At 38.4% G+C, this 18,308-nt stretch carries 17 protein-coding genes; 13 read left to right on the top strand and 4 right to left on the bottom strand.

Going from position 1 to position 18,308, the window contains the following annotated elements:
* The first annotated feature begins 19 nt into the window (after window positions 1–19).
* The 6 genes from Q4534_RS09860 (at window position 20) to Q4534_RS09835 (ending at window position 6,203) form a co-directional block, all read left to right on the top strand.
* Complete coding sequence (locus Q4534_RS09860; protein ID WP_303613004.1) at window positions 20–286, top strand: DUF493 family protein; 267 nt, start codon at window positions 20–22, stop codon at window positions 284–286.
* 11 nt (window positions 287–297) lie between these two features.
* Window positions 298–528, top strand: coding sequence for a 4a-hydroxytetrahydrobiopterin dehydratase (locus Q4534_RS09855; RefSeq protein WP_303613003.1), 231 nt, complete (start codon window positions 298–300; stop codon window positions 526–528).
* Between the two features lie 7 nt (window positions 529–535).
* Window positions 536–1,216 carry a 16S rRNA (cytidine(1402)-2'-O)-methyltransferase gene (rsmI, locus tag Q4534_RS09850; protein ID WP_303613002.1) on the top strand — a complete coding sequence of 227 codons (681 nt, stop codon included), beginning with the start codon at window positions 536–538 and terminating at the stop codon, window positions 1,214–1,216.
* A 1-nt stretch (window position 1,217) separates the two neighbouring features.
* Window positions 1,218–2,015 (top strand): inositol monophosphatase family protein, encoded by a 798-nt coding sequence (locus Q4534_RS09845; RefSeq protein WP_303613001.1) that lies wholly within the window; start codon window positions 1,218–1,220, stop codon window positions 2,013–2,015.
* A 224-nt stretch (window positions 2,016–2,239) separates the two neighbouring features.
* The gene (locus Q4534_RS09840) at window positions 2,240–2,848 is read left to right on the top strand and encodes an NADPH-dependent F420 reductase (protein ID WP_303613000.1); all 609 of its coding nucleotides are present in this window, start codon (window positions 2,240–2,242) and stop codon (window positions 2,846–2,848) included.
* A gap of 343 nt (window positions 2,849–3,191) precedes the next feature.
* Window positions 3,192–6,203, top strand: coding sequence for an AsmA family protein (locus tag Q4534_RS09835; RefSeq protein ID WP_303612999.1), 3,012 nt, complete (start codon window positions 3,192–3,194; stop codon window positions 6,201–6,203).
* Between the two features lie 6 nt (window positions 6,204–6,209).
* On the opposite strand, the gene Q4534_RS09830 is transcribed toward Q4534_RS09835, so the two are convergent.
* A complete protein-coding gene (locus Q4534_RS09830; RefSeq protein WP_303612998.1) occupies window positions 6,210–7,133 on the bottom strand; it encodes an AEC family transporter in 924 nt (307 codons plus the stop codon).
* Window positions 7,134–7,207: 74 nt separating this feature from the next.
* Window positions 7,208–7,579: a UDP-glucuronosyltransferase gene (locus tag Q4534_RS09825; RefSeq protein ID WP_303612997.1), complete on the bottom strand. Its 372-nt coding sequence runs from the start codon at window positions 7,577–7,579 to the stop codon at window positions 7,208–7,210.
* Window positions 7,580–8,028: 449 nt separating this feature from the next.
* Between Q4534_RS09825 and glyA the strand changes: the two genes are divergently transcribed.
* From glyA to rpiB, 3 genes are read left to right on the top strand one after another with little or no spacing between them, the layout of a single operon-like run.
* Window positions 8,029–9,297 carry a serine hydroxymethyltransferase gene (gene glyA, locus Q4534_RS09820; RefSeq protein WP_303612996.1) on the top strand — a complete coding sequence of 423 codons (1,269 nt, stop codon included), beginning with the start codon at window positions 8,029–8,031 and terminating at the stop codon, window positions 9,295–9,297.
* A gap of 11 nt (window positions 9,298–9,308) precedes the next feature.
* Window positions 9,309–10,154: a twin-arginine translocase subunit TatC gene (tatC, locus tag Q4534_RS09815; RefSeq protein ID WP_303612995.1), complete on the top strand. Its 846-nt coding sequence runs from the start codon at window positions 9,309–9,311 to the stop codon at window positions 10,152–10,154.
* Between the two features lie 10 nt (window positions 10,155–10,164).
* Window positions 10,165–10,599 carry a ribose 5-phosphate isomerase B gene (rpiB, locus tag Q4534_RS09810; protein WP_303612994.1) on the top strand — a complete coding sequence of 145 codons (435 nt, stop codon included), beginning with the start codon at window positions 10,165–10,167 and terminating at the stop codon, window positions 10,597–10,599.
* A 21-nt stretch (window positions 10,600–10,620) separates the two neighbouring features.
* Here rpiB and Q4534_RS09805 read toward each other — a convergent pair whose 3' ends face one another.
* Window positions 10,621–11,991 carry a hypothetical protein gene (locus Q4534_RS09805; RefSeq protein WP_303612993.1) on the bottom strand — a complete coding sequence of 457 codons (1,371 nt, stop codon included), beginning with the start codon at window positions 11,989–11,991 and terminating at the stop codon, window positions 10,621–10,623.
* Between the two features lie 121 nt (window positions 11,992–12,112).
* Between Q4534_RS09805 and Q4534_RS09800 the strand changes: the two genes are divergently transcribed.
* The 4 genes from Q4534_RS09800 to purU all read left to right on the top strand — a co-directional run bounded on the left by Q4534_RS09800 (window position 12,113) and on the right by purU (window position 17,737).
* Window positions 12,113–12,502 (top strand): ribosome-binding factor A, encoded by a 390-nt coding sequence (locus Q4534_RS09800; protein ID WP_303612992.1) that lies wholly within the window; start codon window positions 12,113–12,115, stop codon window positions 12,500–12,502.
* 72 nt (window positions 12,503–12,574) lie between these two features.
* Window positions 12,575–13,798 carry an FtsX-like permease family protein gene (locus tag Q4534_RS09795; protein ID WP_303612991.1) on the top strand — a complete coding sequence of 408 codons (1,224 nt, stop codon included), beginning with the start codon at window positions 12,575–12,577 and terminating at the stop codon, window positions 13,796–13,798.
* A gap of 98 nt (window positions 13,799–13,896) precedes the next feature.
* Window positions 13,897–16,833, top strand: coding sequence for a DEAD/DEAH box helicase (locus tag Q4534_RS09790; protein ID WP_303612990.1), 2,937 nt, complete (start codon window positions 13,897–13,899; stop codon window positions 16,831–16,833).
* A gap of 49 nt (window positions 16,834–16,882) precedes the next feature.
* Window positions 16,883–17,737: a formyltetrahydrofolate deformylase gene (gene purU, locus Q4534_RS09785; protein ID WP_303612989.1), complete on the top strand. Its 855-nt coding sequence runs from the start codon at window positions 16,883–16,885 to the stop codon at window positions 17,735–17,737.
* Between the two features lie 103 nt (window positions 17,738–17,840).
* Here purU and Q4534_RS09780 read toward each other — a convergent pair whose 3' ends face one another.
* Complete coding sequence (locus Q4534_RS09780; RefSeq protein WP_303612988.1) at window positions 17,841–18,245, bottom strand: META domain-containing protein; 405 nt, start codon at window positions 18,243–18,245, stop codon at window positions 17,841–17,843.
* Between the last annotated feature and the right edge of the window lie 63 nt (window positions 18,246–18,308).

Raw genomic sequence — 18,308 nt, 5'->3', positions numbered from 1 at the left:
AAAATTGGTTGATTAATTGATGGAAAAAATAGCGAATAATTCAACCTTCAAAGAGAAGCTGGAAAAAGAGACCAGTTTCCCTACTTTGTACATGTTTAAATTTATTGTACCCAATGGCAAAGAAAATGAGATTGGAGTTTTGTTGCCCAACAACGAGATGGTTTTAAAACCTTCTTCCAAGGGGAAATATGTAAGCGTGACGATCAAATCAATGATGCCGAATAGTCAGTCGATCATTGATGTTTATGAAAAAGCAGCAAAAATTAAAGGAGTAATTGCACTGTAAATATTCGATTTATGTGGAAAGAAGCCAATAATAAATTAGTTAAAACTTTTGAGTTTAAAGATTTTAGTGAAGCTTTTGCCTTTATGACTCGGGTAGCCCTTTTGGCAGAGTCTCAGCAACACCATCCCAATTGGAGCAATACCTACAATAAGGTGCACATTGAACTTACAACCCACGATAAGGGGAGCACTGTGACTGAGAAAGACCGTGAATTAGCCCAAGCCATAGACCGTTTAATTTAATATGTCCATGGAATCAGGCATTGGCCTTTATTTAGTACCTACACCCATCGGAAACCTTCGGGACATTACCTTAAGGGCATTGGATACACTCAAGGAAGTAGATGTAATTTTGGCAGAGGACACAAGAACCTCAGGCAAGCTGCTAAAACATTACGAAATCAAGCGACCTTTAGAGAGTTACCATATTCATAACGAACACAAGAGCATTTCCAGGCTTATCGATAGAATGAAACAGGGAACTGTTTTTGCGTTGATAACCGATGCAGGTACGCCAGGAATATCTGATCCTGGGTTTCTTCTGGTGAGGGAAGCGATTGCTGCTGATATAGAAACCTGCAGTTTGCCCGGCTCTACTGCCATTATCCCTGCCTTGGTTAACTCAGGACTTCCGAATGACCGGTTTGTTTTCGAAGGGTTTTTACCCCATAAGAAAGGCCGAAAAACCCGTATAGAAGGCTTAGCAGAGGAACGTAGAACCATGGTGTTTTATGAGTCTCCATATAGGCTGATTAAAACGTTGAATCAATTTTCTGAAGTTTTCGGGCCTGAAAGAGAGGCATGTGTAAGCAGGGAATTGACCAAAATTCATGAAGAGAATGTAAGGGGAAGCCTTATAGAACTCATAGATTACTTTACAACCCACACCCTCAAAGGTGAAATAGTATTAACAGTTGCCGGAAAAAATTAATATGAATCTCCAAGAAGTTACTAAAAAAGTAGAAGCTGTTGCCCAAAAAGCAGGTGCATTTATCAGAGAAGAAAGCAAAAGTTTCAACCTTAATAAAGTTGAACAGAAAGGCTTCAATGACTTGGTTTCCTATGTAGACAAAGGTGCTGAAGAGATTATTGTTAAAGAATTGGCTGAGATTGTACCAGAAGCAGGTTTTATCACAGAAGAAGGAACAAGGTCAGATAAAAATAAACCTTTAACATGGATTGTGGATCCTTTAGACGGTACCACCAACTTCGTTCATGGAATACCGATGTACGCCGTGTCCATAGCACTTGCCAGGGGATCTGAAATCATCGTTGGTGTAGTTTATGAGATCAACCTTGATGAATGTTATGCAGCTTATGAAGGAGCAGCATCTACCTGCAATGGAAAACTTATTAAGGTTAGTGAAGCCGATGCCTTAGGAGATAGTTTGGTGGCAGCAGGTTTTCCCTATGATGATGGAGGGAAATTGGAAGAGTATTTACAATTGCTAAAATATTTTATCAAAAATAGCCATGGCCTTCGTCGCTTGGGTTCAGCAGCTGTAGATTTATGCTATGTTGCCTGTGGTCGGGTGGAAGGCTACTTGGAGTATAATTTACAGTCTTACGATGTTGCTGCCGGGACATTGATCGTTAAACAGGCCGGAGGAAAGGTTACCGATTTTTCCGGAGGAGATGATTTTATATTTGGTGGACAGATGTTAGCCTCCAATACCAAGCTACATGGGGTTTTTGAAAAGGCGCTTTCGGAAAAATTCCTTCAAAAGTAGTGGAATTGCCTTTCAATACTTGTGATTAACTACAAAAAACATAATTCAAAGAAATTAATTTCATATGTAAAAAAATTATTTGTAATTTAGCTACAATTGATTAGTTTTCAATTATTTAATAAATAACAACCTGTTTTTCGGACTTATCACCCCTCGTTCAACTTTAGCTGAGCATCGCGTATTCTACCGAAATAGGCTGTTCACTATTTAACAATTCGAATAACATGAATATAGGAATTTTAGGCGGTACTAATTTGGCGACAAACTTAGGCAATAAATTTATTGCTAGAGGAATGAATGTGGCATTTGGTGTCAGGGAGGGATTCAGTACCCGCAAAGTAGAATGGAGAATTCTAAAAATGCATAACCACAATGTATTAAACTATGCTGAAGTGATTTCCAACTCGGATGTAGTGATCATATGTTGTGAAAATGAGTTTCTACCTGTGGTATGCAAATACTTAAAGGAATACAGTTCACCGGATATGCTGATTGTTGACAGTACGAATGGGGTGAATGATGAAAGTGTCGTTTGCAACACCACGCTTATAAGACAAGAGACAGGACATCAGCACGTTTTCAAGGCCTTCAATAATCTTGGGCTAGATTATCCCAAATCCGACCCTTTGGAACTGATCAAAGAAACTTACTTCTGTGGAGATGATACCAAGGATAAATTGGTAATAAAAAAATTAATTGAGCTGATAGGCTTTAAAGCAATTGATGCCGGTACAATCAAGAATGCACCCTTACTTGAGGCCGTTTATCATCTTAGTAAAGAGATATCTACTGCCAAAGCCGGGGATTGTCATTTTAGGTTAATGTCAGTATAGTAGCCCTATACTCCAATTTTTTATTATTTTTTAGGATACTTTGTTTTTATCGGTATCGTTTTTGTTGATCATAGTTGAGCAAATAGAACGCCCATTTTGGTTTTTTCTATTGAATCACAGTTTTCCTTTTTTCTAGGAACTGATATAGGTTCAGACTATATTGTTTATCCTACTGTTGTATTTCAATTAAAAGGAAAGCTTTGTCATTTAAAAATAATGATCTAGCCCAAATAACTTTATTGCATATTTTCGTTTAAATTATCTATAAGGGTATGCGTGCCTTTGAATGGAACTTGGGTCAGAATTTCTTAAAAGTTTAAATTTTTCTATTAATATATACGCCATGAAAAAAATTGCTTATTTTATTTTTGCATTATTTGCACTTATTCTATTGGTCTTGGTAGCCGTGCCTTATTTTTTCAAAGATAAAATCTTTGATAAGCTGGATGAAGAACTTGAGAAGAGTGTGAATGCTACCGTCTACTACGACAGAGATAAAGTTAGTCTAAGTGTTTTTAGTAACTTCCCAAGCTTGTCTGCAGGTTTAGGGGATTTTGGAATTAAAGGAAACCCACCATTCCAAAATGACACTTTAGTGCACCTAGGGGAAATGCAGGTTGATTTGGATATATGGTCCGTTATATTTAGTGACAATCCAAGTTTACAAGGGATTCGCTTGAAGGACGGTCAATTTTATGTCAAGGTATTAGAAGATGGGCAAGCCAATTATGATATCATGTTTGAAAGCGAAGAGGAAGCAGTAGTGGATACTACCACATCAAACTTTCAATTGGGCATTGATTTAATTGAAATTGAAAACCTTGACTTTATCTATGATGATCGATCTCTAGATTTCCTAATGGTTATGTCCGAAATGAATTTTGAAGGCAGCGGAGACCTTACCCTTGATGTCTATGATCTGATGGTGGCCGGTGAGGGGAATATTGTCAATGTGGCCTATGAAGGTGTTGAATATTTGACCAATAAAGTGCTTTCCATCGACTCGGAAATCAGTGTTGATCTTGAAAATATGAAGTTTGGGGTTGAAGAAGCAAAGTTTAAATTGAATGACTTTGGATTTGGTATTGACGGATATCTTGCGATGCCTGGAGATGACATGGAGATGGACGCTAAGTTTTATGGGCAAGACAATGACTTTAAAAGTGCCCTTTCATTGGTTCCCGGGGTTTATTCATCCTCATTTGATGAGCTGAAAACTTCCGGTGAAATGGATTTTTCAGGAGCATTGAAAGGAACCTACAATGAAAATTCTTTTCCTGCTTTTCAGTTTGGTCTTGTTATAAAGGAAGGGATGTTTCAGTATCCGGACCTTCCAAGGCCGGTTCAGCATGTAAATATGGATTTAAAAGTTGTCAATGAATCAGGGGATCTGGACTATACGAGCATTAATCTCTCCACTTTTGCGCTCCAATTTGGAGAACAGCCGGTTTCAGGAAGATTGAAAATAAATGATTTGGTCAGTTACGAGATGGATGGTCAACTTAAAGGTGAATTGGATTTATTGGAAATGACTTCAATTTTCCCAATTGAAGAGATGGAACTAAAAGGGCAACTGGCCATAGATGCCACTGCCAAAGGGCGGTATGATAGTGTGGCACAAATTATTCCGGTAATCAATGCGAATATTGATTTATCAGATGGATATGTGAAAAGTGATGCGTATCCGGCTCCCATAGACAATATTAATGTGCGGGCAATTGCTAATAATAATACAGGTCAAATGAATGATTTTGCCATTGATGTTCCATCATTTGGTTTTGAGTTAGAAGGAGAGAAGATTGAAGGAACTTTAAAATTTAGTGACCTAGAAGAAATGAATTATGATTTTGCCGTACACGGGGCTGTTGACTTAGGTAAGATTGCCACAATTATCCCTATGGAAGATGTCTTGCTGGAAGGGAATATTAAAGCAGACTTGGATGCAAAAGGAAGCTATGCTGCCATTGAGGCTAACCGTTTCGGAGCACTTGACACCAAAGGGGAAATGGTGGTCAATGATTTTTATTATGCGGATAAAGATTATCCGCAAGGGGTAAGAATCAATGAAGCTACGGCCAACTTCAGTCCTAAAGCTATCAATCTTATCAAAATGGACGCCCGACTGGGAGAGAGTCCTGTGGAGGCTACCGGTACTTTATCCAACTATATGGCATTTCTGTTAAGTGATGAAGGAAATGAGCTGCAAGGGAATTTGTCCGTTTATTCTAGTAATTTCAACGTCAATGAATGGATGACAGAAACTGAAAGCGTCAATGAAGATACTACTTCTTTGGAGGTCATTGCATTGCCTGATAATATTGATTTTGTCATGGATGTGAAAGCAGATAAAATCCTTTATGATAACCTTTCGCTTACCAATGCTCAGGGGAAAATGAAGGTGAAGGATGCTGTACTTTCTCTGGAAGGGTTTAAGACAGATATGTTAGGAGGCTCAATCGCATTTGACGGTAGTTATAATTCAAAAGATATTTCAAAGCCATCATTCGACATGACCTTGGATATCAGTAAATTGGGTGTTCAGGATGCCTTCAAGTCCTTTGTGACGGTGCAAACATTTGCCCCTATAGCACAGCATGTAACAGGGAGTTTCTCTACAAAATTTTCTTTTTCCGGCTTGTTGGGGCAGGACATGATGCCTGTTTTATCAAGCCTAGATGGTTCAGGGCTTATAAAATTGGCTGAAACGGCTATCAAAGATAGCCCACTTATCCAAGGGATTACAAGCTTGACCAAATTAGACGATACAGCCACCATTAGTCTAAAACCCATGAACATTTCAGCCAGAATAGAAGATGGGATGTTGAACATTCCTCCCTTTGAATTGCAATTATGGGATTACCCTGCAAAAATTCAGGGTAGCACCGGCTTTGACGGTCGGATCAATTATTTGGTAGCCATAGATGTTCCTGCGAGTAAATTTGGTTCAAAGATTAATGGATTGGTTACCAGTTTAGTCGGAGCTGACTTGTCGGACACCAATGTGCCATTGGCCTTCAATATTGGTGGTAGTTATGCCCGTCCAAATGTAGGATTGGCATCTTCTGAGACTTTGGATAGCTATATCTCCAATGCCTTGAAAAGTAAGGTGGACGGAGAGAAGGAGGATGTTCAAGAAAAAATTGCCGCTGACTTCAAAGCAAAAGAAGATAGTTTAAAACAAGAATTTAAGGAGAAATCTGAAGTGGTCAAAGACAGTGTGGTACAAGAAGCCTCCAAGTTGGTGGATCAGACCAAAGAAAAAGCAGTCAATGAAGTGAAAAACCTTCTCAAGGGATTTACCAATAGGAATAAGCCTACCACTACAGAAGAGAAAGAAACGCCTAATCCTGAATAACTAGGACTAGCGAAAATATTCTAAGAGGTAATACCAAAAGGTAAGGGTAATTACAGAAAGAGGGATGCCTACTCCCACCAAAAGTGAGGCTAGTTTAGGTCGAAGATTGTAATTGGTCGCAATTATTGAAGAAGTGATCATGGAGGCCATGGCGGCTTCCATGACACTTACTTTAAAAATTAGGTTTTGATCCGGGTTTTCCGCCGGAATCCAATGATAAATGGCATATATTAAGGTAGGGATGAGGACCAGTTTATGGGCAAGTCCATACCAAAGGTAATTGTCTTTGATGTCAGAAACTTTAATTTTTATTTGTAAGCCCACGGCAATTAAAGCAATGGGAGTAAGTGTGGCAGAGAAACTCTCGAGCACTTTTTGGACCACACCTCTGATTTCAATTTGGAATATATTAAGTAAGAGGGCCAGAATAAAAAATAAAAACGGTGGAAAGAGTAGCATTTGTTTTGAGATATCTCTTTTCCTCATTTTTTCCGATCCATACAGAGAGGCGACAATGATGGCAAGACTACTGACCACTAGAAAAGAGCCGGTTTGATCAATGAGGACAGCTATTTTTAGTCCTTCAGCACCATATATGGCCTCGATTACAGGATAACCGATAAAGCCGGTATTGGAAAGCCCCCCGCATATAATAAGGCATCCAATGGTTTTTTTGTCCCAGCCAAAACGTTTGCCTAAGTAGCCAAAAAGGATCCAGGTTATGGTGAAAATAATCCATCCCACTGATACCGGCAGTAGCAATTCCAAACCTAAGTTTAACTTTGAAATGTGCAGCAAAGAGACAGCAGGTAAAACTACATAAATCAAATAGGCATTCAATGCCTTAGGTGCTTCCACCGGAAAGTTTCTGACTTTCTGTAGAATCAAACCTATGAGAATCGAGGTAATAACGATAAGTATATTTGCCATAGTACTGGAGTCTTTGGGCCAATGTAAAATCAGATCGGGCGACTAATTTTAAGAAAGAAGGCCTGCAATATTATTCAAACGAACCCGAAATGGGTTCTCTTTTGATCAAAATAATGCTTTAACTGTGGGTAAAGCGTGCTTTCCGCCAAGGGAATGCCCAATAGGGTATCGTTAATTGCTCCCATTTCACCTTTCTTATCTACCTCCATTGATTCTATCAGTAGAATCAATTCCTGTAATGGCAGGGGATCTCTGCATTCACTGGGCTTTATAGAATATTCATTTCCATAAAAATCGACTATTTCAAAATAAATTATACCATCTACCGAGGTAGCAAAAATGCAAATTTCCTCTCCCCATTGACTTTCAGGATAGGTAAGCTTTGCTATCAGGGCATTGGCAGCGGTTTCATTAAAATACGTCTTTGGTTGAAAGTCAAAATTCATATTCAGGCAAATATATGTCATTTAACCGCTAAATCGAAATAAAACCTACGCGCTTATCAATTGATTTGAGGTTAAGGAAATTATATTTTTAGTGGTTGGTTTTTGCAAAGCTTTCTTTAATAATAATCTGAGGTTTAAGCTTAATTTTTAACTTGATTGTACCTATAAAAAGTTTGATGTTAAGAGGGACGACCAACTAATTCATGTAATATAGTCCTCAATATTTTCAAAAAAAGGCATTTATTTTCTTGGGCGGATAGGATTGTTAGGATTCTCGCTAGCAAAAGCTTGAAATATATTGATTTTACCAACAATCAAATTGAAAAGACAATTGGATTATACATTGTTTAAGAGTAATTTTGGCATTCGAATTAGAATCAAGTCTGGTTTACATTATTTTTACGTAGGTAAGGAAGGATGTAAACTCAGTGAATAGAACAGATCATTACATGAAAAGAGATCAATTAATATTTGACCTGATAGCAAAGGAGGAGGACAGACAAAAAAGAGGAATAGAGCTGATCGCCTCTGAGAATTTCACAAGCAAGCAAGTTATGGAAGCCGCAGGAAGCGTGCTTACCAATAAATATGCTGAAGGTCTTCCCAAGAAACGGTATTATGGTGGCTGTGAAATAGTGGATGACATAGAGCAGATTGCCATAGATAGGGCCAAAGCTCTTTTTGGAGCAACTTGGGCAAATGTTCAACCTCACTCCGGAGCACAAGCCAATGCAGCAGTGTTTTTAGCTTGTTTAAAAGCAGGAGATGCCATTTTAGGTTTTGATCTTTCACATGGTGGACACCTTACTCATGGTTCACCGGTAAATTTTTCCGGAAAGTTATACGATCCCCACTTTTATGGTGTGGAGGAAGAAACAGGCGTGATCGACTATGATAAAGTTGAAGCACAGGCCAAAGAAGTTAATCCTAAATTATTGATTTGTGGTGCATCTGCCTACAGCCGTGATTGGGACTACGAAAGGTTAAGGGCAATAGCAGACGAGGTTGGAGCTATTTTGCTTGCTGATATCTCACATCCTTCAGGGCTTATTGCCAAAGGTTTGCTCAACGATCCGCTGGAATTCTGTCATGTGGTCACCACCACCACCCATAAGACCCTTAGAGGGCCTAGAGGTGGTTTGATTCTAATGAGAGAAGATTTTGATAATCCATTTGGTCTTAAAAATCCAAAGGGAGAGTTAAGGAAAATGTCAGCATTATTGGATTCAGGGGTATTCCCGGGCACCCAGGGAGGTCCTTTAGAACATATTATTGCTGCCAAAGCCATTGCTTTTGAAGAGGCGCTTTCTGATGAATATTTGGATTATATCATTCAGGTTAAGAAAAATGCCGCAGTTATGGCTGAAGCATTTGTTGAAAAAGGTTATCAATTAATATCAGGAGGTACAGACAATCACCTGATGTTAATAGACCTTCGAAACAAAGAATTAACAGGCAAAATTGCTGAAAACACACTTGGTAAGGTGGATATCACCATCAATAAAAATATGGTTCCATTCGATACCAAGTCTCCATTTGTAACCTCCGGAATGCGTATTGGTACTGCAGCCATCACAACACGTGGGCTTGTAGAAGCGGATATGTTGAAAATTGTGGATTTGATCGATCAGTCACTTATGAATCATGAAGATGAGGCTAAGTTAGAAGAGATTAAAGCGACTGTTAACGACTGGATGGTTCAATTTCCTTTATATTAAATTAGAAATAAGTGGCACTCGATCAATATAACGAAGAAGAGGAAGAAGAGAATGGCATGTCCTTCTTGGATCATTTAGAACAGTTGAGATGGCATTTACTGCGATCGATATCAGCGATTCTAATTTTCATGGTCCTTGCATTCCTTTCCAAAGGGTTTGTGTTTGGTCAGGTAATTCTTGGTCCTTCAAAGGTAGATTTTGTGACTTACAGAATGCTTTGTAAGTTGTCTGAACTATTTTATCTTCCTGCCCTATGTATTGAGAAGCTCCCCTTTATTATCCAAAGTAGGCAAATGACAGGGCAGTTTTCCATGCACATTACTTCCAGTTTGGTGGTAGGCTTGATTGCTGCTTTTCCCTATGTTTTTTGGGAAGTATGGAGATTTATTAGTCCCGGACTATATGCGAAAGAGCGAAATGCCGCCAGAGGAGCAGTTTTCTTTGTGAGTTTATTGTTTTTTATGGGGGCCAGTTTTGGGTATTTCATTTTATCTCCACTTTCAATAAACTTTCTTTCCAATTACCAGCTTGATCCTTCTATTGCGAATGAGTTTGATATTACATCCTATGTATCAACTTTATCAATGTTGGTATTGGCCTCTGCGGTAATGTTTCAACTTCCGGTAGTTATCTATTTCTTGACACAGGCCGGACTTGTATCCTCTGCCATGCTCAAGGCTTATAGAAGGCATTCCATAGTAGTGATTTTGGTACTGTCGGCAGTGATCACTCCACCGGATGTGATCAGTCAAATATTGATTGCCATGCCTATATTGGTGCTTTATGAAGCAGGTATTATCATTGCCAAACGTTTGGAAAAGAAGCGCAGAGAAGAAGAGCTGGAAGACGATTTATAAATCAATAGTTATGTCAGAAATAATTGCTATAGGAGGTGACCATGCAGGATTCACCTATAAACAAAAGTTGATAGAAATCCTTCAAAATAAAGGTTACGAAGTAAAGGATTTTGGCCCTTTTTCTGAAGGGTCTGTAGATTATCCTGATTTTATCCACCCATTGTGTAATGCAGTGACTTCTGGGGAAATGAAACGAGGGATTATCATCTGTGGCAGTGGGAATGGTGTGGCCATAACGGCAAATAAACACCAAGGAATTAGAGCAGCTATTTGCTGGAATGAGGAATTGGCAGCCCTTTCAAGGCAGCACAATGATGCAAACCTAATCTCCATCCCGGCAAGATTTGTAAGTTTTGAATTGACAGAGAAAATGGTTGATACTTTTCTTTCTACTGAATTTGAGGGAGGAAGACATGCCCGAAGAGTAGGGAAAATACCCTGTTAATATAAAATAAAGGTTTCAGGTTTATTCCTGATCACCCCTATATATCAGACCATTATTGGATCTGCTGTATAGGGGTTTTATTTTTGGTAGGCCATCGATCCATTCTTCGAAAACACCGGCTTCATCAATAATGATCTCCGGCTGTTCTTTTTTTAAGTCTTGGTGAAACCTGATTTTTCTCTTCATCTCCCCCATCTTTTCAAAATAGATTTCAGTAAGTCTGAAGTTAAGGTAAGGGCTGGCCATGTTTGCATTTTGATAAGGTGCCAGGTCACTTCCCAAAACCATTACTTTTTCACCGTCGGGAATATTATAGGTTGCTGAATTCTCCAGTTTGTATTTGCTAAAAGTATTGTCATTCAATAAATAAAATGTCCAACTGTATCCTATTAAAGGTATTATCAGCAATAAGCTGTATCCCAAAACATTTTGCGCTAGTTTGGTTTTTGCAATGGAGAAAAAATGGGTGATAAAATAGGCCAATACAGGTACGATACTAATAAACTGGTAAGGGCTTACCCTATCCATTAAAAAAAACATAGCGATATTAAAAAGAAGGAATAGCAAAAACAATTGGTTTTGCTTTTGCTGATTGACCGTCAATCTTCTAAGAATATTGTTTTTCAAGTATCCCATGATTGCAATGAGTAAGGGCAAGAAATAGATATAACTGAGGTCTGTAAAATTGACATGGTAGATTTTTTCTAGCTTTAAGGCTAGGGTAAAATACAATTCGATAAAATTAGGTAGGGCGTCTTGCCAGAAGAAGAACAAGGCACAGAAAGCTGTAGGTAATAAGAATGCTGTAAGAATGAGTGCAAGTTGCTGAAAAGAGAACCCATTAATAAGTAATCCTGAAAAAATTAATAGTGGCAAAAATAAGAGGTAGGGAAAGTGAAAACAAAAAGCAATCCCTGCATAAATACCCATAAGTAAGACAGAGGGTACGGTGTTTGTGTTAACAGAGGTTTGACTTAATAATTTAGATAAGGCCAACAGAACAAATGTGCTTCCCATTAAAGCCGGGGAGAGGGTCATGAAGTCAAAGGAAAGTTGGTACAATAACAGCATTATAAATGCCGGTAAATAATTGGATTCATCATAAGCATTGTTTTCAATGAGCATATGGTTGGCATAATACACTTGAAAAAATATGATGATAGAAGCTATTATACGGAAAGAGAGCCATGAGTTGGAAAACATGCTATCATTGAGCCGGTAGACCATAGCTGAAAAAGGACCGGTATTGTCGATGATAGCCACATAGAGTAAATCCCCTGAATTGATTTGCTGGCCTAATAGCTTCCAGATGAACTCCGGCTGCAAGGTAGGGATGTCCATTAAATAATAGGGGGTCTGCAATAAAATGAAAAGGAATAGGATTCCTGCCATTCGCAGTGGGTCATTAATTTTGAAAAATTCCAGCAAGGTCTATATTTATTTTAAACTCAATTTACGAAATTAAAGGTTACCCGTATATTTCACTAAATTTGTAACGATTAAATATTTAAAAATGGAAAGTAAAAGACAACAGAAATATTCCAAATTGATCCAAAAGGAGTTGGGTGAGATATTTCAGAAAGAGGGCAGGCCAATTGTGGGTAAGGCCATGGTCACCGTAACCCGTGTTTTGATGAGCCCTGACTTGGGTTTGGCAAAAATTAATTTGAGCTTTTTATTGGCTGAACCAGCGGAATTAATCGATATAGTGGATGATAATAAGAGCCAAATCCGGAAATTTTTGGGAAGAAGAATAGGTAAATCAGTAAGAATTATCCCTGAATTGGCTTTCTTTTTGGATGAGTCCGCTGCCTATGCGCAACATATGGATGGTGTAATCTCTAAACTTGACATTCCTGAAGCACCTGAGAAAGAGGATGAGGAAGATGAGGAAGACGATTAATTGTAAGTACGGGTTTATATTTTCATTTTTAAGATTGTTTTGCAAAATCAACTAGGCTAATTAAATCAAGCATTGAATCTCTCCTATTTTATAGCATCCAGGTATTTCAAAAGTAAAGCCAAGAAAAATTTTATTACCGTGCTGTCGAGAATATCGATGGTAGGAGTGGCTGTGGGAACCATGGCCTTGGTGGTGGTTTTGTCTGTATTTAATGGGTTGGAGGATCTGATCAAAGGATTGTATGCTTCTTTTGATGCTGACTTAAAGGTAATGCCAATGGAAGGCAAATCCTTTGAAGTAGATGATGATTTTCTTGGGCAAATTGAAGCCATAGCAGGTGTGGAGATTTTAACAGAGGTGATCGAGGACAATGCCTTGGTTCGATACGGGGAGCATCAAGTAGTAGCCACTTTAAAAGGTGTTTCAGATAATTTTATTGCACAAGATAGGTTTAAAGCAGGTTACTTAAGTGGAGAGATGAGTTTGGGAGAAGAAAAGCGGCCCAAAGCTTTGATTGGGCGGGGATTGTCCTACTTTTTATTACTCAATCTGGATAATGATTTTGAGTTGATTCAGGTGTTTTATCCCAAAGATCCCAAATCAGGAAGCATTGACCCTTCCAGTATGTACAACCGAGAAGTGATTCAGCCTGCGGGGATTTTTAGTGTTGAAAAGCAAATTGATGATGAATATTTGATCGTTCCCTTGAGTTTTGCTTCCAATTTATTGGAATACGGGAATAGGAGAACAGGCCTGGAAATAATGGTGTCTCCTGATTACAATGTTCAAAAAGTGAAGGCTGAACTGAGAGACTTACTGGGAGAGGCTTTTGTAGTGCAAGACAGTGATGAGCAACATGCAAGTCTTTTAATGACTATTCGGTTGGAGAAATTGTTTGTGTTCCTAACCCTTACTTTTATTTTAGCCGTGGCATCCTTTAATATATTTTTCTCACTGAGTATGCTGGCCATAGAAAAGAAAAAAGACATAGCGGTTATTTTGGCCATGGGAGGGACAAAGAAATTGATACGTTCCATTTACTTGAAAGAAGGGGCAATCATAGCTTTTTCGGGAGCCTTGGTTGGTCTGGTTTTAGGGTTTTTGATATGTTGGATACAAGACAATTATGGGCTGGTATCTTTGGGAGTGACTTCTTCTGTAGTAGATGCCTATCCTGTGAAAATGCAATGGACGGATTTTTTGTATACAAGTGTCAGTGTGGTAATAATCACGATGATAGCCTCTTATAGGCCGGCTTTGATCGCCTCTAAAGTGAAGACTACCCTTCATCTGTAAGGTTTAAATGCAGTATTTATTTATTTCTTTTAAATAATTCTGTAATTTGCAAACTGCCAATTTTTAAAAAAGCACCATTTAGTTTAAATCTTGTTTTAATGAAAGTAGCTTCAGATAAGCCATTTGAAATAGTTTATTCCCTTTTTAACCATGAGTTATTGGGGATTCTTTTTGAATCTTTTGCAATCCAATTGGATGAAAAAGGGAGATTGTCCTTTGCTTATCAGAACATTTCCTATCAAAATGCAAGAGAATTTGGTGAGGGGCTTGATGATACCGACCTGGAATTAATTAAGCTGATGGACAGCATGCAGCAAGAAGCCATTGTCAAAAAGTACAATGTTAAAAATACCAAGCCCAAAGAGTTTTTAAGAAAGGTCTTTGATCAAGAGCATGCCACCCAGGCTAATAAGGAAGTTCAGAAACTTATAGAAGGAAAGCTTGAGATTACAAGGTCTAAGATCTTGGATAAAATCCAGAATAAAAGGCTTTTTGAAATGGGGAATGATGGGAATCCTGTATGGAAAGAAATTGCCATCATGCCTGAAAAAGCCTCCGTTTTGTTTCATTTTAGGAGAAATGAAGAGAATACCCATTACTTTCCTTCCATAAAATACCAAGGTGAGAAGCTAGAGTGGCAGTATAAAGGCAGTTATTTAATTTGCCATCAACCTGCATGGTTGGTAGTAGACTCCATGTTGGTGAGCTTTGAGAAAGCTGTGGATGGTAAAAAATTAAGACCTTTCTTAAACAAAAGGTTTATTGTCATTCCTCGGAAAGTGGAGGATTCTTATTACCGGAAATTTGTCACGCAGCTTGTTGCTTCATTTGATGTATATGCCAAAGGGTTTGAAATAAAGGTAGCGCGAGACAATCCTGAACCTGTTCTGTACCTTGGAGAGTTACCGAAAAACCCTTCGGTGGATATGTTTGGTAAAAAGATCGCTGAGGAGGAAGAGGAGAAAATGGTATTTGATCTAAGGTATCATTACGGGGATTATTCTTTTAGGGCAGACCAGATCAAACCAACCAATGTTGAGATTGAGAAAATTGGTGATGAATATGTCTTCTATAAGGTGGTACGAAACTTAAAAAAGGAAAGCTTCTACGGAGATTTTTTAAAAAACAATGGACTTGCAGTCCGTGTCGGTAGACAGTCTATGCCCAAGCGGGAAGCCTATGATTGGATTATCAACAATAAGCCTCAGTTGGAAGATTTGGGAATAAAAATCCAGCAAACCACCAATGATACCGGCAAGAAATACTTCATGGGTACAGCCAAAATTTCTGTTAAAATAAAGGAGAAAATTGACTGGTTTGATGTGGAGGCTGTTATTTCCTTTGGGGATTATGAAATATCTTTTCAGAAGTTTAGGAAGTTATTGCTCAAGGGAAAGTCTGAAATAGAATTACCAAATAAAGAAGTGGGGATTATTCCAAAGTCTTGGTTTGTAAACTATGGGGAGATATTTTCCTTTATCGAAGAGGAGCAGAATACCGATGGAAAATATAAATTGAAAAAACACCATATAGCCTTGGCCCAGGAGTTGGAAAAAGGTAACCTGGTCAAACTTGGCTTAAGTGAGAGGTTAAACAAGTTAAAGGACTTTTCTACGATTGATGATTATGAATTGTCAAACTATTTTAAAGGGACCTTGAGGCCTTACCAAAAAGCCGGGTACAACTGGATGCGTTTCTTAAATGAATACAACTTTGGCGGCTGTTTGGCAGATGATATGGGATTGGGTAAAACTGTCCAAACTTTGGCTTTGTTGGCCATGGAAAAGGAACGTTCTGAAGGGACCACCTCTTTGCTGGTCATGCCAACTTCCTTGATTTACAACTGGGAACTTGAGGCCAGGAAATTTACTCCCAAATTAAAAATCTTAATTTATACAGGGACTCAACGGGTAAAAGATTGTAGGTTATTTGAACGCTATGACTTAGTGCTGACTTCCTATGGGATAACAAGATTAGATATTAATGTTCTTAAGGAATTTTATTTCAATTACATTATTCTTGATGAAAGCCAGGCCATAAAAAACCCAGACAGTATTATTTCCAAGGCTGTGGTGCAATTGAAAAGTAACCATAAATTAATACTAACCGGTACTCCGGTGGAAAATGGGACAATGGATCTATGGTCACAAATGAATTTTATCAATAGAGGGCTTTTGGCAGGCCAAACAGCATTTAAAAAGCAATTTTTATTGCCTATTGAAAAAAAGAATGACAAAGATAAGATTTTGAAACTCAATGCCATGATCAAGCCTTTTATATTGAGAAGGTTAAAATCTCAGGTTGCGACCGACCTGCCTGAAAAAGTTGTAAACGTTAAATATTCGTCTATGACACCTGATCAAGAGCAAGCATATGAAGATGTGAAGAACTACTTCAGAGAACAGATCATTGATGAAGCGGCAAAGATTGGTAAATCCCAAAAATCGCTTACTTTGTTGCGCGGACTAACTCAATTGAGGCAAATGGCCAATCACCCTAAGATGGCAGATGAAAGTTATAAAGGAGATTCAGGGAAATTGGAAGATATTTCTCATATGGTGAAATCTACTGTCAGCGAAGGTCATAAGGTTTTGATATTTAGTCAATTCGTAAAACATCTCAGCATTGTTAAAGATTTTCTTAATGATGAAAAAATACCTTTTGCCTATCTTGATGGAGCGACTGTAGACCGGCAAAAGGAGGTGGCTTCCTTTCAGGAGAATCCGGATATCAAAGTTTTCCTGATATCCTTAAAAGCAGGTGGTGTAGGGCTCAACTTAACAGAAGCAGAATATGTATTTTTGCTGGACCCTTGGTGGAACCCGGCTGTAGAAGCGCAGGCCATTGATAGGGCACATCGGATAGGGCAAAAAAATAAAGTGATTATTTACAAGTTTATCACGCGTAACTCTGTTGAAGAGAAAATAATGGAACTTCAGGAGCGTAAAATGGCCCTCGCAGGTGAATTGATTAGTACCGAAGAGAGCTTTATAAAGAGCCTGAACCAGGAGGATATCGTTGCTTTACTCGATTGATAACTTCCTTGCTTAAAAATATTGATTCATTCACAATAGCACTATAAAAATGCATACAGCCATATTAATTGTACAATGCAAGGATAACAAAGGTATTGTAGCTGCCGTATCTCAATTTCTTTATGAAAATAATGGCAATATCCTAGCCGTAGATCAGTACATCGATGAGGAATTAGGCGATTTTTTTATGCGTGCGGAGTGGGAGCTCGAAACCTTTGCCATTGAAAAGGATTCCATTTTGCAGGAATTCAAAAAAAAGGTAGGGATCAAATATGAAATGGAATATTCTCTTTCATTCAATTTCCCAAAACCTAAAATGGCACTTTTTGTCTCCAAATTATCACATTGCCTTTTTGATATTTTGAGCCGGTATTATTCCGGCCAATTCAATGTGGAGATTCCCTTGGTGATTTCAAATCATCCGGATTTGGAGCCTGTAGTAAAAGCATTCGGCATACCTTATTATCATTTGCCTGTGACCAAGGAGAACAAGTTGGCGCAGGAGAAAAAACAACTGGAGCTGATGAAAGAGCATCAGGTAGATTTTGTTGTTTTGGCCAGGTACATGCAAATTTTATCAGGGGACTTTATAAAAAATTTCCCTAATAGTGTGATCAATATTCACCATTCCTTTTTACCGGCTTTTGTGGGGGCAAAACCCTATCATGCAGCCTATAAACGAGGAGTGAAAATCATTGGTGCTACTGCCCACTATGTTACCGAAGAGCTAGATGCAGGGCCTATTATCGAACAAGATGTGGCACGGGTTCGTCACCACAATACCATTGACGAATTGGTGCAAATTGGTCAGGATGTGGAAAAGGTTGTACTCTCCAAAGCCATCAAATACCACTTGGCAAGGAAAATTCAGGTGGTGGGCAATCGCACAATTATTTTCAATTAGGCTTCAACCATCCAAGACCTAAAGGATTTCTTGAAATGATATCAAAGTTTGAAGACTATGCAATCCACTTTAGTAGGTTAAGCAATATATCCTTATTGCAAAATTATAGCTGCTCCAGTTCTACAAGTATATTCCCACTTTCATCTTGTAAGATAAGTTTGCCGGCATAATAGGAATATTGCTTACTGGATTCAAGATTGGATAAAAATCTTTGTTCCAGTTGCTTAAGTTTGCAGGACCTATTGTCGGTGTATAAGGTAGAAAACTGAATTTGTTCCTCATTGTATGTTGCCCCTCCTCTATAATCGTTGCAACCTGCAAATCCACCGATTTCTTTTCCATCTTTAAACTCCAAAGAGAGTTTTGCCAATTCGCTTTTGCTCACAGGTGATCCGGAGAGGTCTGTCACTTTCCAATCATGATCTGCTAATTCTACAGGTTCTGAATTGCACGAGAAAAGGAATACAGCCAAGAATAAGAAAAGACCTGATTTTAAATATAAATTCATTGTATGATGGGTTTTGTTATACATTTGGGATAAAAATTCCCTTTTAGCTTAACACCACAAACA

The sequence above is a fragment of the Cyclobacterium sp. 1_MG-2023 genome (assembly GCF_030546805.1).
Classification (GTDB): domain Bacteria; phylum Bacteroidota; class Bacteroidia; order Cytophagales; family Cyclobacteriaceae; genus Cyclobacterium.
The sequence above is the reverse complement of the archived record's forward strand: the minus strand, read 5'-3'. Positions and strand labels throughout refer to the sequence as shown.